This window comes from Marinobacterium sp. xm-m-312 (assembly GCF_013283295.1).
Lineage (GTDB): Bacteria > Pseudomonadota > Gammaproteobacteria > Pseudomonadales > Balneatricaceae > Marinobacterium_E.
On record NZ_WBYS01000002.1, the window covers coordinates 156,390 to 172,876 of the forward strand.

General features: G+C 49.3%; 15 protein-coding genes. 5 read left to right on the forward strand and 10 right to left on the reverse strand.

Annotated elements, in window-relative coordinates; genetic code table 11:
• Position 1 precedes the first annotated feature (1 nt).
• Genes XMM312_RS03390 through gyrA form a run of 5 tightly spaced genes read right to left on the reverse strand, consistent with a single transcriptional unit; the run spans position 2 to position 7,848 of the window.
• Positions 2-2,212 carry a prephenate dehydrogenase/arogenate dehydrogenase family protein gene (locus XMM312_RS03390; RefSeq protein ID WP_173481314.1) on the reverse strand — a complete coding sequence of 737 codons (2,211 nt, stop codon included), beginning with the start codon at positions 2,210-2,212 and terminating at the stop codon, positions 2-4.
• On the reverse strand, positions 2,212-3,312 hold the full coding sequence (gene hisC, locus XMM312_RS03395; protein WP_173488705.1) for a histidinol-phosphate transaminase: 1,101 nt from the start codon (positions 3,310-3,312) through the stop codon (positions 2,212-2,214). The genes XMM312_RS03390 and hisC overlap by 1 nt, the downstream gene beginning before the upstream one ends.
• 11 nt (positions 3,313-3,323) lie before the next feature.
• Positions 3,324-4,094, reverse strand: coding sequence for a chorismate mutase (pheA, locus tag XMM312_RS03400; protein ID WP_173488706.1), 771 nt, complete (start codon positions 4,092-4,094; stop codon positions 3,324-3,326).
• Between the two features lie 2 nt (positions 4,095-4,096).
• Positions 4,097-5,176, reverse strand: a complete 1,080-nt coding sequence (serC, locus tag XMM312_RS03405) for a 3-phosphoserine/phosphohydroxythreonine transaminase (protein ID WP_173481317.1) — start codon at positions 5,174-5,176, stop codon at positions 4,097-4,099.
• A gap of 23 nt (positions 5,177-5,199) precedes the next feature.
• Positions 5,200-7,848, reverse strand: a complete 2,649-nt coding sequence (gene gyrA / locus XMM312_RS03410; RefSeq protein ID WP_173488707.1) for a DNA gyrase subunit A — start codon at positions 7,846-7,848, stop codon at positions 5,200-5,202.
• Positions 7,849-8,013: 165 nt separating this feature from the next.
• On the opposite strand from gyrA, the gene ubiG reads away from it, so the two are divergent.
• From ubiG to XMM312_RS03425, 3 genes are read left to right on the forward strand one after another with little or no spacing between them, the layout of a single operon-like run.
• Complete coding sequence (gene ubiG / locus XMM312_RS03415) at positions 8,014-8,730, forward strand: bifunctional 2-polyprenyl-6-hydroxyphenol methylase/3-demethylubiquinol 3-O-methyltransferase UbiG (RefSeq protein WP_173488708.1); 717 nt, start codon at positions 8,014-8,016, stop codon at positions 8,728-8,730.
• Positions 8,727-9,383, forward strand: coding sequence for an HAD family hydrolase (locus XMM312_RS03420; protein ID WP_173488709.1), 657 nt, complete (start codon positions 8,727-8,729; stop codon positions 9,381-9,383). The genes ubiG and XMM312_RS03420 overlap by 4 nt, the downstream gene beginning before the upstream one ends.
• A gap of 11 nt (positions 9,384-9,394) precedes the next feature.
• Entirely contained in the window at positions 9,395-10,162 is a 768-nt protein-coding gene (locus XMM312_RS03425; RefSeq protein ID WP_173488710.1) for a YciK family oxidoreductase, read from the forward strand.
• Between the two features lie 258 nt (positions 10,163-10,420).
• Here the strand turns inward: XMM312_RS03425 and rluB are convergent, their stop codons facing one another.
• Both rluB and XMM312_RS03435 read right to left on the reverse strand, forming a co-directional pair.
• A complete protein-coding gene (gene rluB / locus XMM312_RS03430) occupies positions 10,421-11,314 on the reverse strand; it encodes a 23S rRNA pseudouridine(2605) synthase RluB (protein ID WP_173488711.1) in 894 nt (297 codons plus the stop codon).
• Between the two features lie 75 nt (positions 11,315-11,389).
• Positions 11,390-11,791 (reverse strand): H-NS family nucleoid-associated regulatory protein, encoded by a 402-nt coding sequence (locus XMM312_RS03435; RefSeq protein WP_173483084.1) that lies wholly within the window; start codon positions 11,789-11,791, stop codon positions 11,390-11,392.
• 259 nt (positions 11,792-12,050) lie between these two features.
• Here XMM312_RS03435 and XMM312_RS03440 point away from each other — a divergent pair, with 259 nt between their 5' ends.
• Positions 12,051-12,548, forward strand: coding sequence for a disulfide bond formation protein B (locus tag XMM312_RS03440; RefSeq protein WP_173488712.1), 498 nt, complete (start codon positions 12,051-12,053; stop codon positions 12,546-12,548).
• A gap of 2 nt (positions 12,549-12,550) precedes the next feature.
• Positions 12,551-13,324: a sulfite exporter TauE/SafE family protein gene (locus XMM312_RS03445; RefSeq protein WP_217362073.1), complete on the forward strand. Its 774-nt coding sequence runs from the start codon at positions 12,551-12,553 to the stop codon at positions 13,322-13,324.
• Here the strand turns inward: XMM312_RS03445 and XMM312_RS03450 are convergent.
• From XMM312_RS03450 to XMM312_RS03460, 3 genes are read right to left on the reverse strand one after another with little or no spacing between them, the layout of a single operon-like run.
• On the reverse strand, positions 13,321-14,265 hold the full coding sequence (locus XMM312_RS03450) for a 2-hydroxyacid dehydrogenase (protein ID WP_173483085.1): 945 nt from the start codon (positions 14,263-14,265) through the stop codon (positions 13,321-13,323). The genes XMM312_RS03445 and XMM312_RS03450 overlap by 4 nt on opposite strands.
• The gene (otnI, locus tag XMM312_RS03455; protein ID WP_173481326.1) at positions 14,258-15,043 is read right to left on the reverse strand and encodes a 2-oxo-tetronate isomerase; all 786 of its coding nucleotides are present in this window, start codon (positions 15,041-15,043) and stop codon (positions 14,258-14,260) included. Before otnI ends, XMM312_RS03450 begins: the two co-directional genes overlap by 8 nt.
• Positions 15,044-16,456, reverse strand: coding sequence for a phosphomannomutase (locus XMM312_RS03460; protein ID WP_173488713.1), 1,413 nt, complete (start codon positions 16,454-16,456; stop codon positions 15,044-15,046).
• Between the last annotated feature and the right edge of the window lie 31 nt (positions 16,457-16,487).

A 16,487-nucleotide genomic window follows, 5' to 3' on the forward strand; every position in this document is an offset into this window, starting at 1 on the left:
ACTACTCCTCAATCAATTTAATACCGACCCTTCGCGCCTGATCAATCAGTTCAGGAAAGGCGGTACTGATTGCTCGACATCCGTTAATTCGGATGGAACGATCAAAACGTAAACTTAACATCAGTAGAGCGAGTGCAAGTGCTGGGTGCTCTGCAGCTTCCAACTCACAGGGACGCCAATCTGAAACCGGCGAAATAGTGACATCAGTATGTGACATACTGATGTCGGCACCCGCTTTACTTAACTCATCCACTGTCGTCTTGAATAGGGCTCTCTGTCGTTCTGGAATTCGATCGATACCTAATATAGTCGAATCACTCTGAGCAGACGCCATCGCTAACAGCAGTAGAGGGAGATCATCCCCAACCGAGGCCAACTCAGATGAGAGGCACTCGATACCTGATAACAACGAGGCTTTTACCTCTAAATCAGCGACCGGCTCACCGCCCGCATGACGATTGTTATTCAGCGCAATGTGCGCACCCATGCGTTCAAGTAGACGCAAAGAGTGAAGTCGAGTGGGATTCGCACTGACATTTTCAATAACCAGACTCGACTCTTGTTGTAAAAGAGCACCCACCGCGAAGGCGAAGGCGAAACTCAGATCCGCTGGTACCTGAACCGAACAGGCTTTTAGCGAAACGCCCGACTCGATAAACAGTCGACGCCCCTCTCTCACCAATTGAACACCAAAGGCATCTAGGAGACGTTCAGTGTGATCACGCGTCGTATTCGGCTCATAAACCTCTAATTCAACACCCGCACTGATGGCCGCCAACAATAATGCACCTTTAATCTGAGCACTGGCATGACTTGGCGCATAAGTAATCGATTTAAAGCGCTGACCACCCTTAATAGTGATTGGCAGCGAGCCTGTATTACTGTCGATGGAGGCACCCATCTGTGTCAGTGGATCGATAATCTCTTGCAGCGAGATCTTGGATAACTGCTCACTGCCCGTTAACCTCACATCGAAGTCTTGAGCAGAGAGTAGACCTAACAACATTCTTAACGAGGTCATTGAGCTACCAAAATAGAGAGGCGCTGACGGCGCTTGCAGTCCATTTAGACCCACACCAAACACTCTTACTCTACCTTGGTGTGGACCTTCGATAACCACGCCCAAATCACGGAAGATCTGAATCGTTGCTAGAGTATCTTCACTCTCAATTAACCCCTCGATCTCGGAGACACCCTCGGCAATCGCTGCCAACATAATGGCGCGTTGCGAGATTGAACGATCGCCGGGCACTCGTAACTCACCGCTCAACTTAGCCGTGGGAGATGAGACCAGCGTATCAATGGCATCACCTCTGAGCTCAGCATAGCCAGCACGCTCTAATACCAAAGAGAAATGTTCACGGGAGGCTTTAGCACGGGTAAAAATGCCCAATAAGCGTAGACTGTCACCCTGATCAACAGCAGCTCTTAGATCTTGCACACCCGTCATAAAGCGATCTATCTGCTCTAGCAACTGCTCACGGTTGGCGAAACAGACGTCATGCCACATGGTCGGATCACTGGCTGCAATTCGGGTAAAGTCTCTAAAGCCACCGGCCGCATAACGAAAGATATCGGTACTCTCAGCTTCTGCTGCTAAGGTATCTGCGAGTGAAAAAGCTAAGAGATGAGGTAAATGGCTGGTCGCCGCTAAGACCTGATCATGACGCTTAGGCTCCATTTGAACCACTTCAGCACCAATTGCCTGCCAGACTCGGGCCAGAGTTAGCGTCGCTTCGCTAGAGGCTCCCTCAGGAGGCGTTAAGATCACTTTTTTATGATTGAAAAGATCCGTTTGCGATGCCGATACACCACTTTTCTCTGCGCCCGCTATCGGGTGGCCAGGTATAAATCCTGTTGGCAGACCCTCAGGCCAAATAGCTTTAGCCGCTTCAAGAATATTCAGCTTTGTACTGCCAACGTCGGTTAAGATCGCCTCAGGCTTTAGCCAAGGAGCGATCTGCAGCATCACCTTCTCTATCGCTTTGACTGGAACGGCCAATAGAATGAGATCAGACTGTTTTACCGCTGATTCAAGATCCGTTGCGATGCTATCAACCACATTGAGAGCCAACGCTAGGTCGCACTCCTCTTGATTGAGATCGAAACCGATCACATGCTGAACGCTAACCAACTCTTTTGCAGCACGCGCAAAAGAGCCGCCGATCAGACCCAGTCCAATGACTAATAGGCGCTCAGCTTTAAACGACATTAAGCAAGCGCCTCAGCTAGGGCTTTCAAGAAGCGAGCGTTTTCGTGCTCAAGACCGATACTGACCCGAAGATGATTAGGGAGTCCGTAATTGCCAACTGGGCGCGTAATGACACCCTCCAATAACATGGATTGGTAGATCGGCATGGCAGGCTGCTGCAAATCGATCAAGACAAAGTTGCCCTGACTAGGAACATAGCTGACACCCAATTCAGCGAGCCCTTCGGATATCTGTTTAAGGCCCTGCTGATTTACCTCTTGGCTTCTCTTCAGGTATTCAGAATCCGAAAGAACCGCTTGAGCTGCTGCCAATGCCGCAATACTGACATTAAATGGCTGACGAACACGGTTTAACAGATCGGTAACGGCGACTGAAGCATAAGCAAAACCACAACGAAGCCCTGCTAAGCCCCAGGCTTTGGAAAAAGTTCGAGTTACGATTAAATTATCGAACTCATCAGCTAGCAACAGTCCGTTCGGCATACGTTCGGCCGTTAAATATTCGGTGTAAGCCTCATCCAAAACCACTATAACCTGCTCAGGCACACGAGCCATGAACGCGCGAAACTGGTCTTCAGAGAAGACCGTGCCGGTTGGGTTATTGGGATTGGCTAAGAAGATAAGACGCGTCTTGTCAGTAATGGCATTAGCCATAGCGTCTAGATCGTGACCATACTTTTTGGCTGGGGTAACCACGGAAACGGCACAACAGGCCTGTGTCACCAGCGGATAGACAATAAAAGCGTACTCCGAGTAGATCACTTCATCGTCAGGGCGAACAAATACTCTTGCGATCAGCTCTAGTAGATCATTAGATCCATTACCCAGGGTTAAACGATCCTCTGCTAGCCCATAATGAGCCTTCAAGGTGCGTTTTAGCTCTGTTCCCGACGCATCAGGGTAGAGCGTTGCATCTTGTAGACTATCAATAGCTGCTTTAAGTGCGATAGAGCTTGGGCCCAACGGGTTTTCATTACTGGCCAGTTTAATTGACTCAGTAATCCCCAGCTCACGCTCAAGCTCTTCGATGGGCTTACCAGGTTGGTAAGGTGTTAACTGTTGAACACCCGATACTGCTAAAGTTTTTTGATCTACAGGCACGATTTTAGTTCCTAAAAAACCGCTTTGGGAAAGAGTCCCAGGTAGTGAAAGTTAAGTTCTGGCCCCAGCATGGATTGAAGCTGTTCAATCGACCTAGCGCCATCAAGCTCCATGTAGGTTAGGGACCCATCAGTGATATTTCGCTTCGAATCAGTAACCACTGATTCGGCACTCTCAACAATCAATGCTGTTTTATCATCGCCCGATGCCGAAACCTCTTGATGCCCTAACACTAAAAAGGCCTCATCACCATGGAGAGTTACCTCACCAACAACGTTTAACTGATGAGTCACCAATAACGACAAGACCTCAGGCAATCTATTTACTGAAAGAACCGCGTAGTGCAACGCTCCCTGCGCTAAGCTCAGCAAGGTTTCCGATGCACTAGCGAATGCAATAGGCTCAACCGAGTGACCAAATTGTTTCAGAGCAGCTTGCTCAGTATCTAATTCAGAGGTTGAAACAAACCCAACATTCATACGGTGCTCATGCGCCAGACAGACCGACATCACCTCCCTGAACAGACGTGCAATCTCCTGATCAGGAAGTGGTCCCTGATTGCGCTGCATCGCTTTACGAAGCACCTGCGCTTCTCGCTCAGGTCGATAAAAAACCGGCGAATTCGCACCAAAGTTATGCTTAATATCAGCCACTCTTTGGGCACACTCAGCACGCTTGTTCAACAGAGCATGAATCTCTTGATCAATCTGATCGATCTCATCACGCACCTGTGTCAGCGCCTCATCTTGAGTCAGCCCCTGGTAGAGATTCTGCTGATCCATTGTTAGCCTCGGCGCTTTTCGAAATCAGCCATAAAATCGATCAGTGCATCAACCGCTGCTTCGGGCACAGCATTGTAGATGCTTGCACGCATACCACCGACAGAACGATGCCCCTTAAGATTCAACAACCCTGCCTCTTCAGATTCGGCCAGGAAGGCTTTATCCAGAGCAGAATCCGCCAGTGTGAACGGAACGTTCATGATCGAACGGTTTCGCACAGCAACTGGGTTGGCAAAAAAGTCACTTGCATCAATCGCAGCATAGAGTTTAGACGCTTTGCGATGATTCAATTCCGCCATTGCAGACAAACCACCCTGGCGCTTAATCCACTGAAATACTAAACCTGACAGATACCAGGCCAGTGTCGGCGGCGTATTGTGCATCGACCCTTCAGCAGCGTGAACCGCATAGTCGTACATAGTCGGCGCTGTACTTAAGGGATTGCCTAATAGATCTTTACGCGCGATCACAACCGTTAAGCCGGCAGGTCCGATATTCTTCTGAGCACCCGCATAGATCAAACCAAAGCGTGAGACATCAACAGGCGCAGAGAGTATGTCCGAAGACATATCAGCCACAAGCGGCACGTCACCCGCGTCTGGAATGTAATCAAACTGAACGCCGCCAATGGTTTCATTGGTGGTGTAGTGAAGGTAGTTAGCCGTCGAATCAATAGAGAGATCAGACTGCAGCGGCGCTTCACAAAAGTTTGATGACTCAGTTGAGGCAGCGATAGAGACATCCGCAAAACGCTTTGCCTCTTTGATCGCTTTTTTCGACCAAACACCCGTGTTGATGTACGAGACCTTGCCACCTTGTGACAGATTCATCGGCACCATACCAAACTGACTGGTCGCGCCCCCTTGAAGGAACATGACAGCGTAGTCGTCACTGATGTTCATCAGATCACGCAAATCCTGTTCAGCCCCTTCAGCAACGCTAACAAACTCAGCGCTACGGTGGCTCATCTCCATAATAGAGAGGCCTTTGCCATGCCAATCCAACATTTCAGATTGGGCGATTTCTAGTACTTCCGTTGGCAGCGCTGCAGGGCCAGCGCTGAAATTAAATAGACGATTCATTTAATAGGGGTTCCGAGCCTCAATTACTCTTCTTCGCTGCCGTCGGAATCATCAGACTCCTCTTGTGCAACTTGACTCTCTTCTGATGCATTAGTTTCTGTTGAGTTACCCTCTCCAGCTGCATCAGTCGCATCTTCATCCTCTTCCGGCTCTTCGATTCGAGCGATACCGATCAGAGTCTCATCATCCGCTACGCGAATGAGTCGGACACCCTGGGTATTTCGACCGAGTGAGGAGATCTCAGAAGTACGGGTACGAACCATGGTGCCAAGATCACTGATCAGCATGATGTCATCTCCATCAAATACCTGGACAGCACCGGCCAACGCACCGTTACGATCGGTGCACTGCATAGCAATGACACCCATACCGCCACGACCACGAATTGGGAACTCTGTGATCGCTGTCTTCTTACCATAGCCTTTCTCAGAAGCAGTCAGCACCTGACCACCCTCCTTAGGCACCATCAATGAGATCACTTTAGCGACATCATCCAACTTAACGCCACGCACACCGCGAGCGGTACGACCCATCTCACGAACATCTGTTTCATTGAAGCGAATCGCTTTACCCGCAGAGGTCACCAGCATCACATCGTCGCTACCGTTTGTCAGTGATGCACCGATTAGGCGGTCACCTTCAACGATATCCAATGCAATCAGACCTGTACTGCGTGGGCGAGAGAAGGCCGATAGACGGGTCTTCTTCACGGTACCATTGGCTGTCGCCATGAATACGCAACGCTCATCATCAAACTCTTTAACAGGAAGAATCGTGCTGATGCGCTCACCCTCTGCCAACGGCAGAATATTGACCATAGGTCGACCACGAGCGGTACGGCTTGCCTGAGGGATCTCAAACACGCGCAGCCAGTAGACCTTACCGAAGTTGGTGAAACACAGGATCGTATCGTGACTGTTAGTCACCAGCAGATGCTCGACAAAATCTTCATCTTTCATTGCTGTCGCAGACTTACCTTTACCGCCGCGACGTTGTGCTTGGTAGGCCTCAAGCGGCTGTGTCTTCGCATAACCACCGTGCGAGATAGTGACAACCATCTCCTCTTCGGTGATCAGATCAGCAATGGTTAGATCCTGCATAGACGCAGTGATCTCAGTGCGACGCTCATCTGCGTACTCTGCAACCAGCTCGTTCAACTCTTCAGTAATCACTTCCATCAAACGAACGTGTGAGCCAAGAATCTCTAAAAGCTCTGCAATACGCTCGATAAGATCGCGGTACTCTTCAATCAGCTTTTCGTGCTCTAGACCGGTTAGACGGTGTAGTCGCAATTCGAGAATCGCTTGCGCTTGAGCTGGCGATAGGTAGTAGCTGTTGTCACGCAGGCCGAACTGAGCTTCCAAACCTTCTGGACGACAGGCATCTTCACCTGCACGCTCTAGCATATCCAACACTTGACCAGGCGCCCAAGCGGTCGCAATCAGCGCCTCTTTTGCCTCCGCAGGGGTTGGGGATTTCTTAATCAGTTCAATGACAGGATCAATGTTTGCCAATGCGATCGCCAAACCTTCCAAGATGTGGCCACGCTCTCGCGCTTTACGCAGTAGGTAAACCGTACGACGTGTGACAACTTCGCGACGGTGACGAACGAAACACTCAAGCGCCGTTTTCAGATCCAATAGACGCGGTTGACCATCAACCAACGCCACCATGTTAATACCAAACACGCTCTGCAGCTGTGTCTGCGCAAATAGGTTATTGATGATGACATCAGGCACTTCACCACGACGCAACTCAATAACGATACGCATACCATCTTTGTCTGACTCATCGCGAAGTTCGCTGATACCTTCGATCTTTTTCTCTTTGACCAGCTCAGCGATCTTTTCGATCAAGCGCGCTTTGTTGAGCTGGTAAGGAATCTCGGTGATAACCAGCATAGGACGACCGTTTTTCGGGTGCTCCTCAACGTGGTGTTTTGCACGAACATAGATACGGCCACGACCTGTTCGGTAGGCCTGCAAAATACCTGCACGGCCATTGATAATACCGCCCGTCGGGAAGTCTGGACCTGGGATAAACTCAAGCAGTTCATCGATAGTAATATCCGAGTTCTCGATCAGTGCCAAACAGCCTCGAACCACCTCACCTAAGTTGTGGGGCGGAATGTTCGTCGCCATACCTACCGCAATACCCGCTGAACCATTGACCAACAGGTTAGGCACACGAGTCGGAAGGACCGCTGGAATCTTTTCGGTACCGTCGTAGTTATCGACGTAATCGACCGTCTCTTTATCCAGATCCGAAAGAAGCTCGTGAGAGATCTTCTTCATTCGAATTTCGGTGTAACGCATTGCCGCAGCAGAGTCACCGTCCACCGAACCAAAGTTACCCTGACCGTCTACCAGCATGTAGCGCATAGAGAAGTCTTGCGCCATACGAACGATCGTATCGTAAACCGCACTGTCGCCGTGAGGGTGGTATTTACCGATTACATCACCAACCACACGAGCGGATTTTTTGTAGGGTTTATTCCAATCATTACCCAGCTCATTCATCGCAAACAGCACACGACGGTGAACCGGTTTTAGGCCGTCACGCGCATCAGGTAGTGCACGGCCGACGATCACGCTCATTGCGTAATCTAGGTAGGACTGCTTCAGTTCGTCTTCGATATTTACCGGAAGAACTTCTTTGGTTAGGTCACCCATTATCTGGCGTTCCTTTTAGTCTTCTGTTCGCACCGCCACCCGGTGCAAAAATAAAGTCCACATCATAACACAAACAATTGAATCAAATCAGCTTTTGGGCCTTATTCAAAGGGGTGATAAACTAGCACCATTAACCGTTAATGAATTGCCACTTTGGTAGCCTAAATGACCGATCAAACAAACCTGAATATCGACCCACAAGAGATCTCTAAATTCGAAGAGCTTGCATCACGCTGGTGGGATAAAGAGAGTGAATTCAAACCCCTTCACGATATCAACCCACTGCGAGTTGGCTTCATTGATCGTCATGCTGATCTGGCCGGCAAAGAGGTATTAGATGTCGGCTGTGGCGGTGGCATTTTATCGGAAGCGATGGCGCACCGCGGCGCCTCAGTTAGCGGCATTGATATGGGTGAAGCGCCACTAAAAATCGCCAAACTGCACGGCCTAGAGTCTGGCGTTAAAGTCGATTACACCCGCACAACAGCGGAAGAGTTCGCTGAACAGAACCCAGAGCGCTTTGATGTCGTCACCTGCATGGAGATGCTAGAACACGTTCCAGACCCAGCTTCGGTCGTAAAAGCCTGTGCAGCCCTAACCAAACCAGGTGGACGCGTTTTTTTCTCGACTTTAAATCGCAACCCGAAAGCCTACCTGTTTGCCATTTTGGGTGCAGAGCGTCTGCTTAAACTGGTTCCCAACGGCACACACGACTTCAACAAGTTCATCCGCCCGGCTGAACTGGCCAACCACATGCGTGCTGCTGGACTGGAGGTGGATGACCTATCCGGCATGACCTACAACCCACTGACCAAAGTCTACGCACTGAATGCTAATGATGTCAGCGTGAACTATCTGGTTGCCGCGACCAAACCACTATGAGATCTGCACTCTTTGATCTAGACGGCACACTGCTGGATACAGCCCCGGACTTTTATCGCGTCATTTGTCAGCAGGCACAGAACCACGGCTTCGCGGAGCCCGATTTTCAGCTAATTAGGGACAATGCCTCGAACGGCGGAAAGCCGATGCTTAAGGCCGCTTTCCCAGAGCAGTTCATTGCCAATGAGACAGCACTTCACAATGAGTTTCTCTCTCTGTATAGAAGTAACCCCGTCGAGAGTGGCGGTCTGTTTCCCGGCTTTAACGAAGCGTTGAGCTGGCTTGAAGAGCAGCAGATTCCCTGGGGCATTGTGACGAACAAACCTCGCGAATTGACGGATATCGTGCTTGAACAGTTGCAACTCACTGATCGCTGCAGTGTCTGCATCTGCCCAGAGGACGTCAACCAATCAAAACCCGATCCAGAAGGGATCATCAAAGCGCTTAAAACGGTTGATGCAGCAGCAGAGCACTCACTCTACTTTGGCGACCATATTCGCGACATTGTCGCTGGTAAATCGGCAGGCACACCAACGGTAGCCTGCACTTTCGGTTACCTAGCGCAGGGCGAGGATTATAGGGAGTGGCAAGCAACTCATGTACTTCATCAGTCCGAGAATCTTCTCTCATTTCTTAATGAACAATTTATTTAAAAGGTCTAAGCATGTTTACCTACGACGCTCCCGAGCAACTTCTTGAAGGACGCACCATTCTGGTAACCGGTGCCGGTGATGGAATTGGTAAAGCCTCAGCTATCGCCTACGCCAAAGCAGGCGCGACCGTCATATTAGCGGGCCGTACCGAAGAGAAGCTTGAAGCTGTCTACGATGAAATTGAAGCGCTAGGCTGTAAACAGCCTGCCATCGTGCCGATCGACTTCGACAAGGCAAGCGAACCCGACTACATTGAGCTGGCTAACTTACTGGATGAGACCTTTGGCAAGCTAGATGGCATCCTGCACAATGCCGGGATTCTTGGTCTAAGAACTTCGATTGAGAACTACGACCCGATCATCTGGGAACAGGTGATGCGCGTGAACGTCAATGCACCGTTCATCTTGACACAGACCCTAATGCCACTGCTTAGACAATCCGAAGACGCCTCAGTCATTTTTGTCACTTCGGGGGTTGCGACCAAGGGCCGTGCCTACTGGGGTGCCTACTGCGTCTCTAAATTCGCCACACTGGGACTGATGGAGACTTTAGCTGACGAGCTAGAGAATGACCCAAGCATCCGCATCAACGCCATCAATCCAGGCGGTACCGCCACTGCAATGCGTGCCTACGCATACCCTGCAGAGGACCCAAGCACCATTGCAACACCCGACGATATCCAACCTGCGTATCTATTCCTAATGGGACCTGATAGCAAAGGAGTCAACGGACAGAATATAGATGCACAAGGTGCAATGACCGCTGCGGATTTTAGCTAGAGAGCGAATACCCAGCCTAAAGGCTGGCCATTACCAACGTTGGAGCGGTCTTAAAAAGGCCGCGATCTTAGTAGAGATGACTGGCCTTCAGCCTGTCATCCGCAGTTAGAATTTAATGCCTATCTGGAAAACAGTGCAAGAGCTGGGTCAGACCAGAGGTCAGACCCGCAGCTGCGTAGTGAGTTTAATACACTGGTGTCTGACCTCTGGTCTGACACCACTATCCACCCCATCCAGTCAGACTGAGAGAAGAAGACCCTATCCACGCTTGCCCACGACACGAACCTTACGCTTACGGCGGTCCTGTCGGGCTGAATCACGGTTATGATCGGTGGTTTGACGTATCTTCTGGCGTTTGTATTCGCGCTCTTTACGATCAAGATCTTCGGGATTGATCGAAGGCACTTTACGACGCTCCAGCATCAGCTCATCCGTTAGAATGTCGACCTCTTTCTGACCAAGCTCACGCCAAGTGCCTACCTTAACGTCACTGGGGAGGAATACCGGCCCGAAACGGACACGCTTTAGACGGTTAACTTGCAGCTCTTGCGACTCCCAAAGACGACGAACTTCACGGTTACGCCCCTCCATGACACAACAGTGGAACCATTTGTTGGCACCTTCACCATTGAAGTAACGAACGTCGGTAAACTTAGCCATGCCATCTTCAAGCAGAACACCGTCGGTTAAACGCTTGAGTACAGCATCACTGACATCACCTAGAACTCGAACCGCGTATTCGCGGTCAATGTTGCTCGATGGGTGCATCATCTTGTTAGCAATCTCACCATCGGTAGTAAAAACCAAAAGACCCGATGTATTGATATCGAGACGACCGATCGCAACCCAACGCTCAGATTTAAGCTTCGGCAGATTATCAAAGACAGTTGGCCTGCCTTCAGGATCATGGCGAGTGCAGACTTCACCAATGGGTTTATTGTAGATAAGAACTCGAGCCGTTTGGCTACCCGCACTGTTCAGTTCAATAGATTTGCCATCGACCTTAATCTGGTCTTCAGCAGAAACACGATCACCAAGAGTCGCCAATTTGCCGTTTACTTCGACTCGACCCTCTTCGATCCAACGCTCCATCTCACGACGTGAGCCTACACCGGAGCGCGCCAACACTTTTTGCAGTTTTTCATCAGACATGCGGACGCAACCTCAAAACATAGAAACTAAAAGACCCTTCCGAGGAAGGGCCTTCACTCATAGGGCGATTATATATCAATCTATGGTTGGCAGTTGATCTTTTGTGATACCACGAGAAGCCATGTACTCTGCGAATACAGTTGGAGTGCGACCGCGACCTGTCCAGGCATGGGTTTGACCACTTGCATCGGTAATCTGGTACTTAGCTTTCACCTCTTTACGAGATTTAGGCGCCGATTCAGTGATACCAGTTAGCTCATCGAGCGCAATACCCGCTTCACGCATCTTCTGGCGAATCGCTTCAATCGCCTCCAGCTTTGCACGGTTCTGCTCTAGTAAAGCAGCTTCCTCAGCGCGACGCTCTTCAAGAATATCCGTTAGATCGGCAATCACTTTTTCGATCTCATCTGCACCAACCGATTGGCACTGTTTACGAAGAGAGTTTTTGCGCAAAAGAGTTTTAATAAAATCGCTCATCAAAAATTCCTAATACTATTAATAGTTGGCAAAGGGGATGCACAGTTTTAATTTAACGCCAACATAATATATAAAAATAAATAGTTTTCTCAATATAAAAATTTAAATAAATAAAAATATTTAAAAAACCTAAACCAAACAATTAAATTAAACCACGAATAAATCCATTTAAATAAATTTACAAAGTTCTAATTTTTAATAGCGACAGCGAATAAAAAGATGATTAGAATCACCTAGAAAATAACCATTCAAAGAAGCCATGTTTAAGTTTAGAGAATCGCCAAAACCGCTCATCTGGAGCTACACCCTTCTACTCGCGTTAGGCCTCGAGGCTGGGGCTTTAGTTTTTCAATACCTACTCGACTACGGTCCCTGTGCTCTCTGCGTACAGATTCGTGCCACACTCTTTGGCGCCCTTCTCTTGGCAGTATCCGGGAAGATCTTCTCAGCGCGTTCTATACAGACGCTGCTCGCCTTTTTACTTGTTCCACTGATGGCTTTTCTGCTTTACCAGAGCTACCAAGTTTTAGGGATCGAGCGCTACTGGTTTGAGAGCAGCTGCACATTGAGCGACCCTTTCCCAAACTGGTTTCCCCTTCACCTTTGGCTTCCGGCAATATTTGAACCTTGGGAGCTATGTGGCTACACGCCAGAGATCATTAAAGGGATCACTATGGCAGAGGTGCTTATTGTCACGGCAGCGGTCTCTTTAGCCTTATCAATTTGGCATTTAATCAATCAGCTAAAGAGTCAATAAGTTTGGAAGAGATTCTATTTCTTGCCGCTGCAGGTATTTTAGGTGGCATCGTAAACTCTCTTGCTGGCGGTGGAAGTTTTATCACATTCCCCGCTCTGATTGCTGTTGGGGTTCCCCCTGTCATCGCCAATGCCAGCAACACCTTTGCTGCAACAGCTGGCTATCTTTCGGGCACCTATGCGCTTCGACAAGAGATAAAAGATTCACCTAAAAAACTTCTGATCTTCTCTTTTATCTCTGCGATCGGCGGAATAATAGGTGCCTACCTGTTAACACAAACCTCTAACAGCGAATTTGAAAAAGCCGTGCCTTGGCTACTACTCTTCGCGACTCTGCTGTTTATTTTTGGCGGACAGTTTAATAAGACATTACAAAAGTGGAGCCAAAAACATCGCCATATCGATAAAGCACAAAACGGGTTATTTACCCTGCTTTTTATTGGCGTATCAATCTACGGTGGATTCTTTAATGCAGGACTGGGGATATTACTGCTGAGTTACTGCAGCTTAGCAGGCTATCGCTCTGTTAATGAGATGAATGCACTTAAACTGCTCTACTCATCGACCATTTCAGGTTGTGCCATTGTGCTATTCCTAATCAATGATCTGATTAGCTGGAACGAAACATTGATACTGCTGGTTGGCACACTGATTGGGGGCTATGCAGCAGGCATCATCTCCAAGAGGATTCCAAACAGCTGGGTTAGACTGGCCATCATTTTTGCCAGCACAGCCATCACCCTCTGGTTCTTTACCAGCATTTACCTACTGGACTAATTGACGGGAGTAACCAGGCTTCCTGATTCGATATAGGCTTTTACATTATCGACAACCAACTGGGCCATTGCCGTTCGGGTTTCAAACGTGGCACTACCAACGTGTGGCAATAGCAACACATTAGGCAGATCCATTAGCGCCTCTGGCACCTCTGGCTCTCTCTCAAAGACATCCAACGCCGCACCACCCAACTCACCGGACAGCAGAAGATCAACCAGTGCCTTTTGATCCACCACCGCACCGCGGGCGATATTGATCAGCGAACTTTGTGGTCCCAAGGCCTGTAACACCTCTCGATCGATCATCTGATAGGTCTCTGGCGTACTTGGACAGAGCAGAAGCAAGTAGTCGGACCATTTTGCCAGCTCAACAATCGACGCTTCATAAGCGTAGTCGACATCCTCCCGTGGATGACGATTGTGATAGCGAATCTGCATTGAAAACGCCTCGGCTCTCTTAGCAGTCTCCAATCCAATGCGTCCTAATCCGACAATACCCAGGCGCTTACCGCTGACTTTTTGCCCCATCGGTGGTGTTGGGTTGCTAAGCCATTCACCGCGACGAACAAAGCGTTCAGCCTCGCCCATACAGCGCGCTTGTGAGATCAGCATCCCAATCGCCATATCCGCCACACACTCGTTAAGCACGTCGGGTGTGTTGGTCACATACACATTGCGCGAAGTCGCAAACTCGACATCCACTTTGTCATAGCCAACGCCCCAGTTAAAGATCACTTTAAGATTGGGCAGCTGCTCCATCAATGCGTTTGCACAGCCTTTGCCGGCACTGGTGACCACCAATTCAAAATCGGCACCCTGATCCGCTAAAAACTGATTCGCATCACCCTGCTTATTTAGCGGAACCAGTTCAACCACCTCCGCCAACATACCTTTTAGCTCAGCACTAATGCCGGCAACAAGAAGCGCCTTGGGTTTATCCATTAGATGACCTTTTGTAGTCAGACAACCAACCCAAACCCTCTAAAGTCGTTGTTTTAGGTCGATATTCGCAACCAATGAATCCTTGATACCCTTTTTGATCGAGCCAGTTAAAGAGGTAGGAGTAGTTGATTTCGCCGCTGGATGGTTCATTGCGATCGGGCACGGATGCGATCTGCATATGATCAATCAGAGGCCAGTATCGCTCTAAACGGGTAATAAGATCCCCGCACATAATCTGAGCATGGTAGAGGTCAAACTGCATTTTTAAATTTGTGCGATTGGCCAACTCAATCACCTCTGCAGCTTGCTCAGGTGTCGTTAAAAAGTAGCCTGGCATATCACGACTGTTAATCGGCTCAATTAACACATTGATACCTGATAAGTTCAGTTGATCGGCCGCCCAGGTTAAATTATTCAGATAGGTTTCAAATGCCTTTGGATCGGAAAAATCGGCTAGCCCGGACATGATGTGCAGACGTCGATTGCCCAACACCTCGGCATAAGAGGCCGCCTGTTCAATCGAGGCTTTAAACTCAGATTCGCGACCGACCAGCGCCGCTAGCCCACGTTCACCCGCACCCCAATCACCGGCAGAGGCATTGAACAGCGCTTGCTCCAAACCAGACTCATTTAAAAGGTCTTTAATCTGTTCCGCAGGATAGTCGTACGGGAAAAGATACTCGACCGAATCAAAACCGGCTTTTTTTGCCGCAACGAAACGCTCTAAAAAGGGAAGGTCTGAAAATAGAAACGATAGGTTAGCAGCAAAATTTAACATCTATACTTCACTCTTAAACAGTTGCTCGACCTTGTTAAGTACCCGACGACAGAGTTCTGTCGCATCCTGTTCACTGTTCATCTCGACATAACAGCGCAGCTCTGGAGCATTACCAGAGGGACGAAGATGGACAATCGTATCAGTATCAAAGTCGACACGATAACCATCGGTCTGATCGACTGATCGAATACCACCCAAAGACCAAGGCATTAGCGATTCAAACTGCAGCTGTCCCTCATTCAGACGCTGTAACATCGATTGGCTCCACTCGGTCGCTATCCCTGGAATGCGATCCGATGCGGTGTATCGCTCTGGCAGCTCGGCCGACAGTTGACTGGCCTTAAGCTGATTCTGTTTGGCGAGGTAGATGACCGCCAGCATTGGCAGAACAGCATCACGCGTCGCCAACGTTGAAAGCGTTGACCCATTCAGTCCAACATCGCTACCTAACAAAAATCCACCGTTCGCTTCAAAACCGGCAACAACACCCTCTGCAACCGACTCCATTCCTGCAATCACATAGGGTGAGCCTATTCGTGTACGCAGCGTTTGATCAAACCAACCGCTTAATTCCAGTGCCGTATTACTGCTGACGGGAGTCACAACCGCTTCTGCACCGACCGCCTTTGCTGTGAGGACACCCAGAATATCACCGCGGAAAAAGGTCCCTGTCTCATCGGCGATGAGAGGACGGTCCGCATCACCATCGGTAGAGACCAAAAGATCAAATCCAACCTCAGACGCCCAACGCTTAGCCTGTTCAATATCCTCTGTACGCACCGCTTCAGTATCGATAGGCACAAACTGTTCTGTCCTGCCAAGGGCAATCACCTCTGCCCCCATTGCCTCGAACAGTTCACTTAACAGATCACGAGCAACACTTGAGTGCTGATAGATAGCGACCCTCAAGCCAGAACAAAGATCTTGACCGAAACAGTCAACATAGCGTGATAGGTAAGCCGACTTAGCACCAGCATCAATCGCAGGCAGTTCTGGACACTCAATAATTTGAGGCAGCACTACCTCGGCCGATGAGATCGACTCTTCATGTGCCTTATTGATCTCACCCTCGACGCTGTAAAACTTAATGCCGTTCCGATCGAACGGGATATGGCTGCCAGTCACCACAATCGCAGGCGCATGCATCTTAGACGCGTAGTAGGCGACGGCTGGTGTTGCCAATGCACCGACATAAATCACCTCGACACCTAAGTCTCTCATGGCCGCCATGCAGGCTCGGGTAATTTGCGGGCTGGAGGGTCGTAAGTCATGACCTATAACAACACGGGTCCCTTGACCTGCCGCTTGCCAAAACGCAGCAGCAAAGGCGTACGCGACCTCATTGGTTAGCTCACTGACCAAGCCTCGAACGCCACTGGTACCAAACTTAACGCCCGCTTCAGAAATTTTCATAATCAAATAGATCCTTTACTCATGGATGATT